We start from the raw sequence: 15,302 nt of genomic DNA, 5'->3' as shown, positions 1-15,302 counted from the left end.
TCCTAGCCTTGAGGCATCGGCGCTGTGGCGCCCGACTGGAGCGAGTGTCGGATGATCGATATCGAAAGCGCCCTGCTGGGCAAGTCCCCCCGCATCGCGGCCTGGCCTGCCTGGGTGCGCAGGCCACTGGTTGCCGGCCTGCGCCGGCTGGTGCACGAGCGTGACGTCAACGACTTCCTGGCCCGCTATGGAGGGCTGGGCTGGCTCGAATTCATCGACCAGGTCTTCGATTATTTCCGGTTCGGCTACACTCTGTCGTCCCGGGATCGCGACAACATTCCCGCCACCGGCCGGGTGGTGATCGTGGCGAATCACCCCATGGGGGCTCTGGATGGCCTGGCTCTGATCAAGATGGTGGCCGAGCTGCGTCCCGATGTGCGGATCCTGGCCAATGACCTCTTGCTGCAGATCGAGCCGTTGCGCGAAGTGATGCTGCCGGTGGATAACCTGTCGCGGAAGGGCTTTCGGCGCAGCCTGGAGCGCATGATCGGTGCACTGGAGGAGGATCGGGCGGTGATCGTCTTCCCCTCCGGCGAGGTGTCGCGGGCCGGCCCCGCCGGGATTCGCGACGGCAAGTGGTTGTCGGGCTTTCTGCATGCGGCGCGGCGCACCAATTCGCCGATCCTGCCGGTGCACGTGGGCGGTCGCAATTCTTCGCGTTTCTACAGCCTGGCATCGCTGAGCGCACCGCTCGGGACCCTGATGTTGCCCAGCGAGATGTTCCGTCAGCGCGACCGTCAGATCGCCCTGCGCGTGGGCGGCTTGATTCCGCTGGAACGCTTCGATCGTGACGACCTGACCACGCCGGTCAAGCTGAAGCTGTTGCGCAAGCATGTGTATCGACTGGGACGTGGCCGCAAGGGCGTGTTCGTCAGCGAGACCGGCATTGCCCGGCCGGAGAGCCGCCAGCGCCTGCGCGAGGAGCTGCGCGAGGCGCGTCGCCTGGGCGAGACGGCGGACGGCAAGCGGATCCTGCTGTTCGATAGCCGGCCCGACTCGGCGGTGATGCGCGAAATCGGCCGTCTACGCGAGATCACCTTTCGCCGCGTCGGCGAGGGGACGGGCAACAAGCGCGATCTGGACGATTTCGACAATCACTATCGCCACTTGATCCTGTGGGACGAACAGGATCTCGAGATTGCTGGCGCCTACCGGCTGGGCGAGGTCGGCGCGATCCTCGACCGTCATGGCCCGGAAGGCCTCTATGGCTCGACGATCTTCCAGCTCGAGCAGGCGCCCTGGGAGCAGTGGCGTCATGGCCTGGAGCTGGGACGCAGTTTCGTGCAGCCGCGCTACTGGGGGCGGCGCAGCCTGGATTATCTCTGGGTTGGCCTGGGGGCCTACCTGCGCGAGCACCCCGAGGTACGCTGGCTGTTCGGGCCGGTGACCATTCCCAACCTGATGCCGCCGTTGGCCAAGGAGCTGCTGGTGGGCTACTACCAGCACTACCATGGCGACGGCGAGGCCCGGATCCGGCCTCGGGCTCCCTTCCGGCTGTCGCGGGCCGGGCAGCAGGAAGTGGAGCGGTTGCTGCGGGGTGACGATGCCAAGGAGGATTTCCGGCGCCTGCGCCATGCCCTTCAGGCAATGGGCGCCGGCGTGCCGGCCCTCTACAAGCAGTACATCGATGTCGCCGAGCCCGGCGGAGCGCGCTTTTTGGCTTTCGGCGTGGACGCCGGCTTCGGCTACTGCACCGACGGCCTGGTGGTGGTCGACGTCACCCGGCTCAAGCCGGAGAAGCGAGCGCGCTATATCGGCGATACGGCAAGGGGCGACGCCGAGAGCCAGGCAGGCATCGAGCAGGCGACTAGGCGGGCTCGATCAGTGTCATTCGCCCCTTGAGCCGGGCGTTGAGGGGTTCGAGGTCGCGCTCGACGTCGCTCGGCCAGCCGAGGGTCAGCGTCACGCCGTCGGCCTGGTAGTCGGCATGTACGATGGGAATGTCGTGCTCGCCACACCAGGCGCGGGCCACGGCTTCGCCGGCGAAGTCGACCTTCAGGCTCAAGGGCATGCGTTCGACGACCTCACGCCTGGGCAGGCTGTCGAGCGCCTCGCTGACCGCCTGGGCATAGGCACGTGCCAGGCCACCGGTACCGAGCTTGATGCCGCCGAAATAGCGGATGACCACGCAGCCGACTTGTCCGAGCCCGGCGCCTTCCAGCACCTGGAACATGGGGCGGCCGGCAGTGCCGCCGGGCTCGCCGTCGTCGGAGAAGCCGATGGCGTTCTGTTCGCCGGGAGGACCGGCAATGAAGGCGCTGCAATGGTGGCTGGCGCCGGAGTGGGCGCGACGCGCCTCGGCCAGCAGGGCCTCGAAGGCGGTCGCGTCCGGGGTGTGTGCGGTCCAGGTGATGAAGCGGCTGCGCTCGATTTCCAGCTCGGTTTCGCGCCAGGTGCCCTCGGCGAGGTCGGGAACGGCGTAGCGCATCAGGCGGCCAGATCCGGCTGTCGCACCACACCCATCACCAGGCCCAATACCTGGATATCGCTGTTGCGCAGATAGATGGGCGCCATCTCTTCGTTGGCCGGTTGCAGCCGTACGCCGGACTTCTCGATGTAGAGCTTCTTCAGGGTAACCTCCTGATCGTTGATCATCACCACCGCTGTTTCGCCGTTCTCGGCGCTTTCGCGACGCTCGATGATAATCACATCCCCGTCGAAGATGTTGCAATCGATCATGGAATTGCCGTGCACCCGCAGGGCGTAGGTGTTGCGCCTGACCATGCGCGTGGGCACCTCGATGCTGCCGGCGTCCAGGCAAGCTTCGATGGGCATGCCGGCCGAGACGCGGCCGAGCAGGGGGATCTCCACCAGCTCATCGGCGTCGATGGGTAACCATGAGGAGGCCAGGGGCAGGTTGGGCTGGCGGAACAGGTACTGTGCTTGTGTTGTGGGACTTGGCATGGCGCGACGTCTCTCCGTTGGCGATGACTGTCGATTCATACAGTACTTGGTCAGCATAGCAGGCGATATGAATCTGGCAAGAGAAGGCTGTCTTCGCTGGCGTCGAGCATCATGGGCTCACCTTTTCGGCATCTTTGTATACTGGCGATGAAAACCTTTTCCGTGTACAGTTTTGGGCCAGATTCCCCTGGTTCGGAGAGCACCTTGAGCCTGCGCCTGCAAGCCCGAAAGCTGGCCTGTGAACGGGACGGTCGCTGGCTGTTTCGCGATCTCGACCTGGAGATCCGCGGCGGCGAGATCCTGCGTGTCGAAGGGCCGAACGGCAGCGGCAAGACGACCCTGCTCAAGATTCTGTCCGGGCAACTCGCGGATCATCAGGGCTCTATCTTCTGGCGGGACGCGCCGCTGCGACGCGTTCACCGGGACTTCCTCGCCAGCCTGCTGTATCTCGGTCATGCTCCCGGCATCAAGGCCGCCCTGACTCCGCTCGAGAACCTGGCCTGGTATCAGGCCATGGCCGGCGTCGCCGGCACCGAGGCGCAACGGATGTCGGCCCTGGAGGCGGTGGGGCTGGCGGGGTTCGAGGATGTGCCCGCCGGCCAGCTTTCCGCCGGCCAGCAGCGGCGGGTAGCGCTGGCTCGCCTCGAGTCGACGCCGCGTCCGCTCTGGGTGCTCGATGAGCCCTTCACCGCTATTGACCGTGAGGGCGTGGCCGATCTGGAAATGCGGCTGGCGGCGCATGTGCAAGACGGGGGAAGCGTGGTGCTGACGACCCATCAGCCTCTGGATGTGTCGGTGCCGATGCGTCGCGTGCGGCTGGGCGAGGGGATGGCTTATGTCGCGTCCTGAGGCCAGTTCGGACATCTGCGTGCCCGGCCGGGAGCCGGAGGCCGGCATGGCGCTGGCCCTGTTCGCACTCATGCGTCGGGACCTGGTGGTGGTGCTGAGACGCCCCGGTGCGGCGTTCAACTCCCTGGCCTTCTTTGCCCTGGTGATCACCCTGTTCCCGATCGGCATCTCGCCGGACCCGGACTTGCTGGCAACCATCGCGCCGGGCCTGTTGTGGGTGGCGGCGTTGCTCGCCGCCTTGCTGTCGCTGGACGGCATGTTCCGCGACGACATCGAGGATGGCACCCTCGAACAGTTGTTGCTGGTGCCTCAGCCCCTGGCGCTGCTGGTGCTGGCCAAGGTGGCGGTGCATTGGCTGACGACCGGCCTGCCATTGGCATTGATGGCGCCGGTGCTGGGCGTCATGCTGTCGTTGCCGCCCGGCAGCTACGCCGTGCTGGTGCTGTCGCTGGCGCTGGGCAGCGCCACGTTGAGCCTGATCGGTGCGATCGGAGCGGCCTTGACCGTCGGCCTTTCCCGGGGCGGTGTTCTGTTGTCGCTTCTGGTGTTGCCACTTTATGTACCGGTGCTGATCTTCGGCGCCGGCGCCGTCCAGGCGGCGATCGCGGGCACCAGCGTGGCGGCGCATCTGGCCCTGCTCGGCGCATTGCTGGCGGCGGCGCTGGTGTTCGCGCCCTGGGCGATTGCGGCGTCGCTGCGTATCAGTCTCAACGGTTGAGGTATCGTCACGTCAATGTGGGCCTTCATTCACAAGTTCGCTTCCCCGAAAGGCTTCTACGCCTTGAGCGCCCGGCTCTCGCCCTGGTTCTGGGCGGCGGCGGCGCTGCTGATCGGGACGGGCATCGTCTGGGGGCTGGCCTTCGCGCCGGCCGACTATCAGCAGGGCAACAGCTTTCGCATCATCTATGTCCATGTGCCGGCGGCCTTTCTCGCCCAGTCGATCTTCGTCGCCATGGCGCTGGCCGGGCTGGTGTTCATGGTCTGGAAGATCAAGCTGGCCGACATGGCGGCCACGGCGATGGCTCCGCTGGGCGCCGGCATGACTTTCGTGGCGCTGTTGTCCGGCGCGGTGTGGGGCGTGCCGACCTGGGGAACCTGGTGGCAGTGGGACGCCCGCCTGACCTCGATGCTGCTTCTGTTCTTTCTATACATCGGCGTGATCGCCCTGCGGGGCGCCTTCGACGGTCGCGACAGCGGTGCGCGGGCGGCTTCGGTGCTGACCATGGTCGGCGTGATCAATATCCCGATCATCAAGTATTCGGTGGAGTGGTGGTACACCCTGCACCAGCCCGCCACCTTTTCCATTACCTCGCGTCCGGCGATGCCCGTCGAGATGTGGCTGCCGTTGTTGATCATGGTGCTGGGCTTCTATAGCTTCTTCATCGCCGTGACCCTGACACGGACTCGCAGCGTGATCCTGCATCGCGAATCCGCCAAGCGCTGGGTACGCGAGCTGGCCGGGGAGGATGGCTGATGGCCTTCGATTCATTCGCTGCCTTCCTGGCCATGGGCGGTCACGCGGCCTACGTCTGGCCTGCCTATGGCGCCACCATGCTGTTGTTGCTGGGTGTGGTGCTGCACCTGCGCCTGGAACGCCGCCGGCTGTGGCGCGAGCTGCGCCGCCGAGCTCGACGCGAGCAGCGGCAGGTGCGTAACGCGGACGCGAACAGGGAGGTGAGGTCATGAGGGCCAGACGCAAGCAGAAGTTGTTCGTCGTCCTGGGAATGGTCGCCCTGATCGCGGTCGCGGTGGGGCTTACGCTCTATGCCCTGCGCAGCAATATCAACCTGTTCTTCAGCCCGGTGCAGATCGTCGCCGGAGACGCCCCGCTGGAACGTCAGATTCGCGCCGGCGGCATGGTCAAGGAAGGCTCCGTGAAGCGCGATCCGGAAAGCCTGGACGTGACCTTCACCGTGACCGATTACGTCGAGGACGTCAGGGTGCGTTACAGCGGCATCCTGCCCGACCTCTTCCGCGAAGGGCAGGGCGTGGTGGTGGTCGGCCGGCTGCAGCCGGAGGGTTGGGTGCGTGCCGACGAGGTGCTGGCCAAGCACGACGAGAATTACATGCCGCCTGAGGTGGCCGAGGCCCTGGAAGATGCCGGCTATGCGCCGGAGGACTATCAGGACAAGGCCGCCGAGGTGGGGAAACGGTTGGACGCCGGGCGGCGTGCCGACCAGGAGTGATGCGGAGTCGCCATGCTGATCGAAATGATCCCCGAGATCGGCCATTTCGCCTTGATCATCGCCCTGTTGATGGCGGCGGTGCAGGGGTGCGTGCCGCTGGCCGGGGCCGCGACCCGTCGGCCGTTGTGGATGGCCTATGCGCGTCCCATGGCGACCGGCCAGTTCGCCTTTCTGGTCGTTGCCTATGCCTGCCTGACGGCCAGCTATCTGCTGGATGACTTCAGCGTGGCCACGGTGGCCAACAATTCGAACTCGATGCTGCCCTGGTACTACAAGTTCAGTGCCGTCTGGGGCAACCACGAGGGCTCTGTACTGTTGTGGAGCCTGATCCTCGGCGCCTGGACCTACGCCGTCTCGCGCTTTTCCCGGGAGCTGCCCCGGGACATGCTGGCCCGGGTGCTGGGGGTGATGGGGCTGATCAGCACGGGATTTCTGACCTTCGTGCTGGCGACGTCCAATCCCTTCGCGCGGCTGTTGCCGAACGTGCCGTCCGATGGCGCCGACCTGAATCCGCTGCTGCAGGACTTCGGCCTGATCATCCATCCGCCGATGCTCTACATGGGATATGTCGGTTTCTCGGTGGTCTTCGCCTTCGCCATCGCCGCGCTGCTTGGCGGTCGCCTGGATGCCGCCTGGACCCGCTGGGCACGGCCCTGGACCAATGTCGCCTGGGCTTTCCTCACCGTGGGCATCGCGCTGGGTAGCTGGTGGGCCTATTACGAACTCGGCTGGGGCGGCTGGTGGTTCTGGGATCCGGTGGAGAATGCCTCCCTGCTGCCCTGGCTGGCCGGTACCGCGCTCATCCATTCCCTGGCGGTGACCGAGAAGCGCGGGAGCTTCAAGAGCTGGACGGTGTTGCTGGCCATCTCGACCTTTTCGCTGTCGTTGATGGGGACCTTCCTGGTGCGTTCGGGCGTGCTCACCTCGGTGCACGCCTTCGCTAACGACCCGTCGCGGGGGCTTTTCATTCTGGTGTTGCTGGGCATCACCGTGGGGGCGTCCTTGCTGCTGTTCGCGCTGCGTGCGCCCCGAGTCAGCCAGCGAACGGGCTTTGCCTGGCTGTCCCGCGATGCGCTGCTGCTGATCAACAACATCCTGCTGGTGATCATGACGGTCACCGTGCTGCTGGGCACGCTCTATCCGTTGCTGCTCGATGCCTTCGGGCTGGGCAAGATCAGCGTCGGCCCCCCTTATTTCAACGCCCTGTTCGTACCGCTGACGGTGCTGCTCTGCATCTTCATGGGACTGGGGCCGCTGGCGCAGTGGAAACGTACGCGCACACGCACGCTCTGGCAGCGCACCTGGCTGGCCGGTGGCATGGCCCTGATCATCGCCGGGGCGATACCGCTGCTGTACGACGGCGAGTGGAACCTGCGGGTCTCGCTGGGGCTGGCGGCGGCGCTATGGATCGTGTTGCCCATGCTGCGCGGCCTGCTGGACAGGATGCACCAGGGCACCTCGAAGCTGGCCGCCCTGCGCAAGCAGTCGCTGGCCTACTGGGGCATGCTGCTGGCGCACCTGGGCGTGGCGGTGACCATCGTCGGGGTCAGCGTGGTCGCCAATTATTCCGTCGAGCGCAATGTCCGCATGGGCGTCGGCGATACGGCCAGCCTGGCCGGCTACACCTTCACCCTGACCGAGCTCGGTGAGCGTCGCGGCCCCAATTTCATCGCCGATACGGCCCGCCTCGAGGTGCAGCGCGGCGATGACGATCGCCACTTCGTGATGATGCCGGAGAAGCGCCTGTATCTTGCCACCGGCATGCCGATGACCGATGTCGCCCTGCGCCCGGGACCGCTGCGGGATCTCTACGTGGCCATGGGCGAGGATCTGGGTGATGGCAGCTGGGCCTTGCGCCTCCAGTACAAGCCGCTGGTGCGCTGGTTGTGGCTGGGCGGTCTGCTGATGGCCATCGGTGGCATCCTGGCGGTGATCGACCGCCGCTATCGTCGCGCAGCCACCGCCCGCGACCCGGAACGTGCCGCCCTGACGAATGCGCGGGAGGCCAGTGCATGAAGCGTCGCCTGTTGCTGTTGCTGCCGTTGCTGGGGTTTCTCGTGCTGGGAGGCTTCTTGTATCGCGGCCTGTCGATGGATCCGTCGCACCGTGACTCGGCCATGGTGGCCCGGGACTTCCCCGCGTTCGATCTCGCCACCCTGGCCGATCCCGAGCGTCGGGTGGATGCTTCGCTGCTCGAGGGCGAGGTGACCCTGGTCAATGTCTGGGGCGAGTGGTGCCCGACCTGCAAGCAGGAAATGCCCCAGTTGCTCGAGCTGGCCGAGCGCGGCGTACGATTGGTGGGGGTCGACTACAAGGATACCCGGGCCAAGGGGCAGGCCTTCCTCGAGGAGTTCGGCAATCCCTTCGAAGTCAACATCTTCGACCCGGAAGGCAGTCTGGGCTTCGATCTCGGTGTCTATGGCGCACCGGAGACCTTCCTGGTCGACGCCGACGGGGTGATCCGCTATCACCACACCGGCTACATTGCCCCGAAGGACGTGTCCCGCGTGATCATGCCGGAGGTGGAAAAATGGCGCGAGTGAGTGTCTGGCTGCTGATCCTGCTGACAGCGCTTGCGCTGCCGGCCCTGGCCGCCGTGGAAGTGCGCCAGTTCGACGATCCGGTCCTGGAACAGCGCTACCACGATCTCACCGCGACGCTGCGCTGCCCCAAGTGCGAGAACCAGTCGATCGGCGACTCCGACTCGCCCATCGCCGGCGACATGCGCGAGCACGTCTACCAGCAGTTGCAGCAAGGGCGTTCGGACAAGGAAATTCTCGACTTCATGGTGCATCGCTTCGGCGACTATGTGCTTTATAATCCGCGCCTCGAAGGACGCACGCTCCTGCTGTGGGGCTTGCCCGCGGCCCTGGTGGTGCTCGGCCTCGTGCTGGTGATCCTGCTGGTGCGGGCGCGTCGCCATGTTGCCGCCCGCGGGCTCAGCGAGGCCGAGCGTGCCCGCCTCGATGCCCTGGTCAATCGCCCGGGAGCGCTCCACGATACCGTTCATCAAGACGCCGCTCATCACGACCCGGCTCATCACGAGAGGAACGAATGACTCAGCTCTGGCTCGCCTTCGCCATCCTGCTGCTGCCGGCCCTGTGGTTGCTGATCGTGCCCCTGCGCCGTGCCGAGGGCGTGCGTGCGGCCCAGTGTGCCGCCGAGCAGGACGAGCCGGGTACCGAGCAGAATGTGTCGATCTATCGGCGTCGCCTGGCCTCGCTCGAAGCGGCCCTGGCACGGGGGGATATCGATGCCGAGCGTTTCGAGGAGGACCGCCTGGAGCTGGAGCGTGGCCTGCTCGAGGACACCGAGCGTTCGCGTCGCTCACCCTTGAAGTCTGCCCTGTCGGGGCGCCTGCTGGTGCCGGTGACGATGATCGTCCTGGTGGCGGTCAGCGTGTTCTGGTATCGCCACGAGGGCGCCGAGGACGACCTGGCACTGCGTGCCGCCCAGCAGCAGGTCCTGCAGAAACCCGATGCATCGGTGAGCGAGCTGGTCCAGGCGCTCGAGATCCAGGCCGCGCGACAGCCGGAGAACGCCGATGTCTGGCGTGCGCTGTTCCCGCTCTATCGCGATACCGGGCGGGTCGAGGACGCCGAGTCGGCCCTGACGCGACTGATCGAACTGGAGGGCCGGCGTCCGGCGCTGCTGGCCGAGCTGGCGCAGTTGCGCTACTTCGCCGCGGGACGCACGCTCGACGAAGACGTTCAGGCGCTGGTCGACGAAGTGCTCGCCGAGGCCCCCGACCAGCCCACGGTACTGGGCATGCTGGGGATAGACGCTTTCGAGAGCGGTGATTATCGACTGGCCATCGACCGCTGGCGCCGGGCCATTGCCGGCATGGGCGACACAGGCTCCGCCGATGCCCTGCGCCAGGGGATCGAGACCGCGCAGCGACGCCTGGAGGCCAGCGGACAGGCGGGCAACGGGAAGCCAGGCAATACGCAAACGAATGGCGGCGCCTCGCCCGATGCCGCCATCGACAGGGTGGTCGACTGATTCATGCGCCTGACATCCATTCGCCTGGCCGGCTTCAAGTCCTTCGTCGACCCCATCAGCGTGCCCTTCGACGGCAACATGACGGCCATCGTCGGGCCCAACGGCTGCGGCAAGTCGAACATCATCGATGCCGTGCGCTGGGTGATGGGGGAATCCTCGGCCAAGACCCTGCGCGGCGAGTCGATGGCCGACGTCATCTTCAATGGCTCCACCGGCCGCAAGCCGGTGGGTCAGGCCTCCATCGAGCTGATGTTCGACAATCGCGACGGCTCCATGGGCGGCCCCTATGCCCAGTATGCCGAGATCTCGGTGAAACGGCAGGTCACCCGCGAGGGGCAGTCCAGCTACTTCTTCAATGGCCAGAAGTGTCGTCGTCGCGATATCGCCGATCTGTTCCTCGGTACCGGCCTGGGGCCGCGCTCCTACGCCATCATCGGCCAGGGCATGATCTCGCGGCTGATCGAGTCGCGGCCCGAGGAACTGCGCGCGACCCTCGAGGAAGCGGCCGGCATCTCCAAGTACAAGGAGCGGCGCCGCGAGACCGAGAACCGCATGCGCCGGACCCAGGAAAACCTCGAGCGTCTCGAGGACATCCGCGAAGAGCTGGACAAGCAGTTGGACAAGCTCAAGCGCCAGGCCGATGCGGCGCGGCGCTACCAGACCCTCAAGCAGGAGGAATACCGGCTCAAGGGCGAGTTGGCGCTGTTGCGCGGCCGTGCCCTGAAGGCCAGCCAGGACGAGGAAGAAGCTCGGGTCGGCGAGCTCGAGACCGCCGTGGAGCGCGAGGTGTTGGGCCTTCGCCAATGCGAGACGCGGCTGGAGGAAGCGCGGGCCGAGCACGATCGCCTGGCCTCCGAGCTGGAGGGCTATCAGGCGCGCTTCCACGAGACCACCACCGCGATCGCCCGCCTGGAGCAGGACCTCGAACATACCCGTGCTCGGGACCAGCAACTGGCCCGGGACCTGGAAAGCGCCCGCCGTGAACTGGACGACCTGAAACGGGTGGGCGAGGACGACGGCGAACGCCTGACGCGGCTCGACGAACGCCTCGAGACCCTGGGCCCGGAACAGGAAGAGGTCGCCGAGCGGCTCGCCGAACTGGAGGCCGCCCTTGAGGAGGCCGAACCGCTCGCCGAGGAGGCCGATGCCGCCTGGGAGGCGTTCGGCGAGCGCTGGCAGGAAGACAGTCGCGAGGCCGAACGTGCACAGGATCGCTTGCGCGAGCAGGAGTCGCGTCTCGAGCGCATCGAGGACGATACGCGCAAGCGTCGTCAGCAGCGTGAGGAACTTCCCGACCTCGCGGCACTCGAAGCCCAGCGAAGCGAAGTCGCCGAGCGTCTGGCCGAGCTCGAGGAGCACCTGGCGTCCAGCGAGGAAAAGCGTGCCGCCTGGCAGGAGAGTCGCGACGCCGCCCGCGAGCGGGTCCGTGATGCCGAGGAAGCGCGCGAGCTGGATCGCCAGCGACGCAGCACCCTGCAGGGCGAGCTGGCGTCGCTCGAGGCGCTGATCCAGGCAGCGCTCGCCGATCACGATGAGCACCTGGACACGCATCTGGCCGAGCATGGCCTGGAAGGTGCCGCCCGTCTCGGCGAACGGCTCGATGTCACGCCGGGCTGGGAAGATGTGGTCTCCTGGGTGCTGGCGCCCTGGCTCAAGGCTCGCATGGCGTCGCCGGATGACGGGGCCCGTGTCCTCGCCTCGGAACTGGCCACCGAGTTGGGCCTGTTGTCGGCGGAGGAGCGCCAGGCGCCGCCCGGCAGTCTCGCCGCCGAGGTGAAGGGCGCCGGCGCGGCGGCCCAGTGGCTGGCGACCATTCGCTGCGTGGCCACCCGGGAAGAGGCCTGGGCCGGCCAGGCGGCGTTGGCGCCCGGCGAAAGCCTGATTACCGCCGATGGCCTCTGGGTCGGCGACGGTTGGGCCCGGCATCGCGGTCAGGAAGACGGGCCGGATGCCCTGCTGGTCAGCCGCCGCCGCGAGGCCGAGGTGCGCGAGGAACTGGCAACGGTGGAGGCGCGACTCGAGACGCTGGAGGCGCAGCTCGCCGAGGCCGGTGAGGAGGTCGAGCGGGCCGAAGCCGGCCTGGAGGCCGTGCGGGTCGAGCAGCGCGATCTGGAGCAACAGCGTCAGCAACTGGCCGTTCAGGACAGCGGGCTGGCCAGCCGCCTGGAGCATCTCCAGGGGCGAGCCGCCGAGCTCGCCGAGGAAGTCGAGGGGCTGGAAGCGTCCGCCGAGGAAACGCGCCAGGCCATCGAGGAAACCCGGGAGCACTGGCAGGCTGCCATGGCCCGGCTGGAGGAAGGCGCCGAGAAGCGCGAACGTCTGGAGCGGGAGCGTCGCGAGGCCCGCGAACGGCTGACGTCGCTGCGCAGCCAGCAGCGTCCGCTCGCCGAACAGTCCCAGCGCCTGGCGCTGGAACATCAGCGCCTGACCACCGAACGTGCCGGGCTGGCGGAACAGCAGGGGCGCTCCGGCGAGGCACGCCAGCGTCTCGAACAACGTTGCAGCGAACTGGAAGAGGAACGCGAAGGACTGCATGAGCCCGATGAGGAACGCCGCGAACGGCTCGACGAGCTGCTGCACCGTCGTGAGCGCGAGGAACGGGAACTCAACGAGGCCCGCTCCCGTGCTGCTGCCTTGGTCGAACGGCTGCGCGAGGATGAGCAGGCACGCCAGGGACATGAGCGTCAGCTCGAAGGCATTCGCGAGCGTCTCCAGGAGTCGCGCATGCAGGTTCAGGCCCTGGCGCTCAAGGCCGAGTCCCAGGACGAGCAGCTACGCGAGCTGGGACACGATGCCGATGCCCTGGCCGAGTCGCTGGACCCGAACGCGACCGAGTCCGCCTGGCAGACGCGTCTGGAAGAGGTCGGTGAGCGTATTCGCCGGCTCGGTGCGATCAATCTCGCGGCCATCGAGGAGTACGACCAGCAGGCCGAACGGCGCGACTATCTCGAGGCCCAGCATGTCGAGCTCAGCGAGGCGCTGGAGACGCTGGATCGGGCAATTCGGCGCATCGACCAGGAAACCCGGACGCGTTTTCGCGATACTTTCGAGCGAGTCAATACGGGTCTGCAGACGCTTTTTCCCAAGATATTCGGCGGCGGGACCGCATGGTTGACCCTGACCGGCGACGATTTGCTGGAGACCGGGGTCGCTATCATGGCCAGGCCCCCGGGCAAGAAGAACAGCACTATTCATCTGCTGTCGGGTGGCGAAAAGGCACTGACCGCGTTGGCCATGGTTTTTGCCATCTTCCAGCTCAATCCAGCGCCCTTCTGCATGCTGGATGAAGTGGATGCGCCATTGGATGATGCCAATGTGGGGCGCTACGCCAAACTGGTTAAGGAAATGTCGGAGTCGGTCCAGTTCATTTATATCACCCATAACAAGATCGCCATGGAAGCGTCGGAACGCTTGATGGGGGTGACCATGCAAGAGCCAGGGGTATCGCGTCTGGTCTCGGTTGGCGTCGAGGAGGCGGCGGCTCTTGCCGAGGCCTGATGGGCTTGAACGATAATGGTGAAAGGGTTTACAAGGAAGGTAACAATATTGCACTGCAGGTACGCAAAGGGATTGATGAAGGGCGATTGCGAAGGGCCTTGTCGACACTCGGTGAAAAAAATCCGAGCTTGACAAACAAAAAAAGTGGCCTTTTTTCGGGCAATCGCGCTATGCTGTTGTCGAACAACCTTCAGGCATGGCGCCTTAGCAAAAGGCATGACGACCCATGGAACTTAGAGAGTGGCTGATCATTCTTGGGCTGGCATTGGTGACCCTCATCGTGATCGATGGGGTACGTCGCCTCCAGCGCCAACGTCAGGTACCGCGTCTCGACCGGGCCGGTTACGAGCCGGCGGCCGGCGCGACGGCGGATCCCGATGAAGACCCCGAGGCGGCGGCTCGCGAAGCCGAGCTCAGTTGGGAACTGCCCAATGGAGGGGCACGTGTCGTCAGGCCGGCTGAGCAGTCGGACGTGAAGCCCAAGCCGAAATTGCAGCGACAGGACCATCCCGGCCCCTCCCGGGTGCTTTCCGAATTCCGGCAACAACGCCGGGATGACGACGAAGCGCCGGCGGTCGGGGGCATGGCCGCCGCTTCGGCTGCGAGCGCCGCGACCATGAGCGCCGCCCCGGATGCCAATGTGCGTTCGGGAGGCGGTGGGAGCGGTGCGTCGGCAATGGCGCGAGACGATGATGTCACGACGCCGCCGCCCGACGTGGCGACGATGCCCGGCGCGCATCGCGAAGCGCGTGAAGAAGAGGAAGCGAGAGGGGAACGGCGCGAGCCCGAGTTCGACATTGATGCCGGCTCGAGGGCCGAGCGTCGCGCGGACGATCCCGCCCCCGAGCCTCTGGCGGCCGATCCCGACGATCACGAAGCCTACGATGATGACGACCGCTATCGATTGGTCGACCTTGAAGGCATGGGCGACTCCTTGAAGAGCGGTTCCAAGCGAGTGGGGTCCTCCATGCAACGTTTCGGTTCCTCCCTGCAGAAGACGCTCGCCGAACGGCGTGACAACAAGCGCCAGGAACGGGCGCGCAAGGAACAGGAGCGTGCGGAGCGCAAGCAGCGTGAGCAGGCCGAACGCGAGGAGCAGGCTCGTCACGATCGGGAGGCCGCCGAGGCCCAGGCCGCACGTGAGGCGGAGCGTCGTCGCTTCGAGGCCGAGACTGCCGAGCGTGACGATGATCCCCTGTTCGATGATGCCCGTTATGACGAGGAAGCGGCCGAGATGGCGGAAGGGCCGCGCGAGGACGATGTGGTCAAGGCGCATCCGGTGCTGGAGAAGGCCATGCGTCACGACGTGAACGCCGAGCACGCCCGCCAGGCCTTGAGCCACGCCGAAGAAGTCATCGTCATCAGCGTGATGTCGCGCGATGAACAGGGCTTCTCGGGAGCGGCCCTGCTGGACCTGATGCTGGCCTGCGGATTGCGTTACGGGCGCGACATGGGCATCTTCCATCGCTTCGAGACCGAGGATGCCGAAAGCCCGCTGCAATTCTCCATGGTCAATGTGGTCAAGCCCGGCACCTTCCCCATCCATTCCATGGATGACTTCCACACGCCGGGCGTCACCCTGCTGATGCCGCTGCCGAGTGCCAGCGACACCTCCGCGGCCTTCGAGGCGATGGTCGAGACGGCCATGGTCATCGTCCGTCACCTGGGCGGTGAATTGAAGGACGAGAACATGAGCGTGATGACCGCTCAGACCGTGGAATTCGCCCGCCAGCGCGTGCAGGAATTCGAGCGCCGCAATCGGCTGCATCGCTATCAGGTGAATTAACGCCTGAACCGGAAGCTGGAAGAGCAACCCCCGTGAGGTCATCCCGCGGGGGTTGTTGCTTTGGTAAGCTAGGCAAT

15 protein-coding genes are annotated in these 15,302 nt (G+C 66.1%); 13 read left to right on the top strand and 2 right to left on the bottom strand.

Annotated elements, in window-relative coordinates; all coding sequences use genetic code 11:
• Positions 1 to 51 precede the first annotated feature (51 nt).
• Entirely contained in the window at positions 52 to 1,842 is a 1,791-nt protein-coding gene (locus tag HELO_RS14970; RefSeq protein ID WP_013333489.1) for a GNAT family N-acyltransferase, read from the top strand.
• Here HELO_RS14970 and HELO_RS14965 read toward each other — a convergent pair.
• Positions 1,808 to 2,428 (bottom strand): IMPACT family protein, encoded by a 621-nt coding sequence (locus tag HELO_RS14965; RefSeq protein WP_013333488.1) that lies wholly within the window; start codon positions 2,426 to 2,428, stop codon positions 1,808 to 1,810. The two genes, HELO_RS14970 and HELO_RS14965, sit on opposite strands and share 35 nt — an antisense overlap.
• Positions 2,428 to 2,904 (bottom strand): transcriptional repressor LexA, encoded by a 477-nt coding sequence (gene lexA, locus HELO_RS14960; protein ID WP_013333487.1) that lies wholly within the window; start codon positions 2,902 to 2,904, stop codon positions 2,428 to 2,430. Before lexA ends, HELO_RS14965 begins: the two co-directional genes overlap by 1 nt.
• A 204-nt stretch (positions 2,905 to 3,108) precedes the next feature.
• Between lexA and ccmA the strand changes: the two genes are divergently transcribed.
• From ccmA to zipA, 12 genes are read left to right on the top strand one after another with little or no spacing between them, the layout of a single operon-like run.
• On the top strand, positions 3,109 to 3,753 hold the full coding sequence (gene ccmA, locus HELO_RS14955) for a cytochrome c biogenesis heme-transporting ATPase CcmA (RefSeq protein ID WP_041602180.1): 645 nt from the start codon (positions 3,109 to 3,111) through the stop codon (positions 3,751 to 3,753).
• A gap of 46 nt (positions 3,754 to 3,799) precedes the next feature.
• A complete protein-coding gene (ccmB, locus tag HELO_RS14950) occupies positions 3,800 to 4,471 on the top strand; it encodes a heme exporter protein CcmB (RefSeq protein WP_013333485.1) in 672 nt (223 codons plus the stop codon).
• 15 nt (positions 4,472 to 4,486) lie between these two features.
• Complete coding sequence (locus HELO_RS14945) at positions 4,487 to 5,227, top strand: heme ABC transporter permease (RefSeq protein ID WP_013333484.1); 741 nt, start codon at positions 4,487 to 4,489, stop codon at positions 5,225 to 5,227.
• Entirely contained in the window at positions 5,227 to 5,439 is a 213-nt protein-coding gene (gene ccmD / locus HELO_RS14940; RefSeq protein WP_013333483.1) for a heme exporter protein CcmD, read from the top strand. Before HELO_RS14945 ends, ccmD begins: the two co-directional genes overlap by 1 nt.
• The gene (ccmE, locus tag HELO_RS14935; RefSeq protein WP_013333482.1) at positions 5,436 to 5,939 is read left to right on the top strand and encodes a cytochrome c maturation protein CcmE; all 504 of its coding nucleotides are present in this window, start codon (positions 5,436 to 5,438) and stop codon (positions 5,937 to 5,939) included. Before ccmD ends, ccmE begins: the two co-directional genes overlap by 4 nt.
• Before the next feature lie 12 nt (positions 5,940 to 5,951).
• A complete protein-coding gene (locus tag HELO_RS14930) occupies positions 5,952 to 7,955 on the top strand; it encodes a heme lyase CcmF/NrfE family subunit (protein WP_013333481.1) in 2,004 nt (667 codons plus the stop codon).
• Positions 7,952 to 8,482, top strand: coding sequence for a DsbE family thiol:disulfide interchange protein (locus tag HELO_RS14925; RefSeq protein ID WP_013333480.1), 531 nt, complete (start codon positions 7,952 to 7,954; stop codon positions 8,480 to 8,482). The genes HELO_RS14930 and HELO_RS14925 overlap by 4 nt, the downstream gene beginning before the upstream one ends.
• Positions 8,470 to 8,997 (top strand): cytochrome c-type biogenesis protein, encoded by a 528-nt coding sequence (locus tag HELO_RS14920; protein ID WP_013333479.1) that lies wholly within the window; start codon positions 8,470 to 8,472, stop codon positions 8,995 to 8,997. The genes HELO_RS14925 and HELO_RS14920 overlap by 13 nt, the downstream gene beginning before the upstream one ends.
• On the top strand, positions 8,994 to 9,941 hold the full coding sequence (ccmI, locus tag HELO_RS14915) for a c-type cytochrome biogenesis protein CcmI (protein WP_013333478.1): 948 nt from the start codon (positions 8,994 to 8,996) through the stop codon (positions 9,939 to 9,941). Before HELO_RS14920 ends, ccmI begins: the two co-directional genes overlap by 4 nt.
• Positions 9,942 to 9,944: 3 nt before the next feature.
• The gene (smc, locus tag HELO_RS14910) at positions 9,945 to 13,439 is read left to right on the top strand and encodes a chromosome segregation protein SMC (protein ID WP_013333477.1); all 3,495 of its coding nucleotides are present in this window, start codon (positions 9,945 to 9,947) and stop codon (positions 13,437 to 13,439) included.
• Complete coding sequence (locus HELO_RS19280) at positions 13,439 to 13,687, top strand: hypothetical protein (protein WP_162301215.1); 249 nt, start codon at positions 13,439 to 13,441, stop codon at positions 13,685 to 13,687. The genes smc and HELO_RS19280 overlap by 1 nt, the downstream gene beginning before the upstream one ends.
• Complete coding sequence (gene zipA, locus HELO_RS14905) at positions 13,666 to 15,225, top strand: cell division protein ZipA (protein ID WP_013333476.1); 1,560 nt, start codon at positions 13,666 to 13,668, stop codon at positions 15,223 to 15,225. Before HELO_RS19280 ends, zipA begins: the two co-directional genes overlap by 22 nt.
• The last annotated feature ends 77 nt before the right edge of the window (positions 15,226 to 15,302 follow it).

The sequence above is a fragment of the Halomonas elongata DSM 2581 genome (assembly GCF_000196875.2).
Classification (GTDB): domain Bacteria; phylum Pseudomonadota; class Gammaproteobacteria; order Pseudomonadales; family Halomonadaceae; genus Halomonas; species Halomonas elongata.
This window is presented reverse-complemented; position numbering and strand designations above follow the sequence as displayed.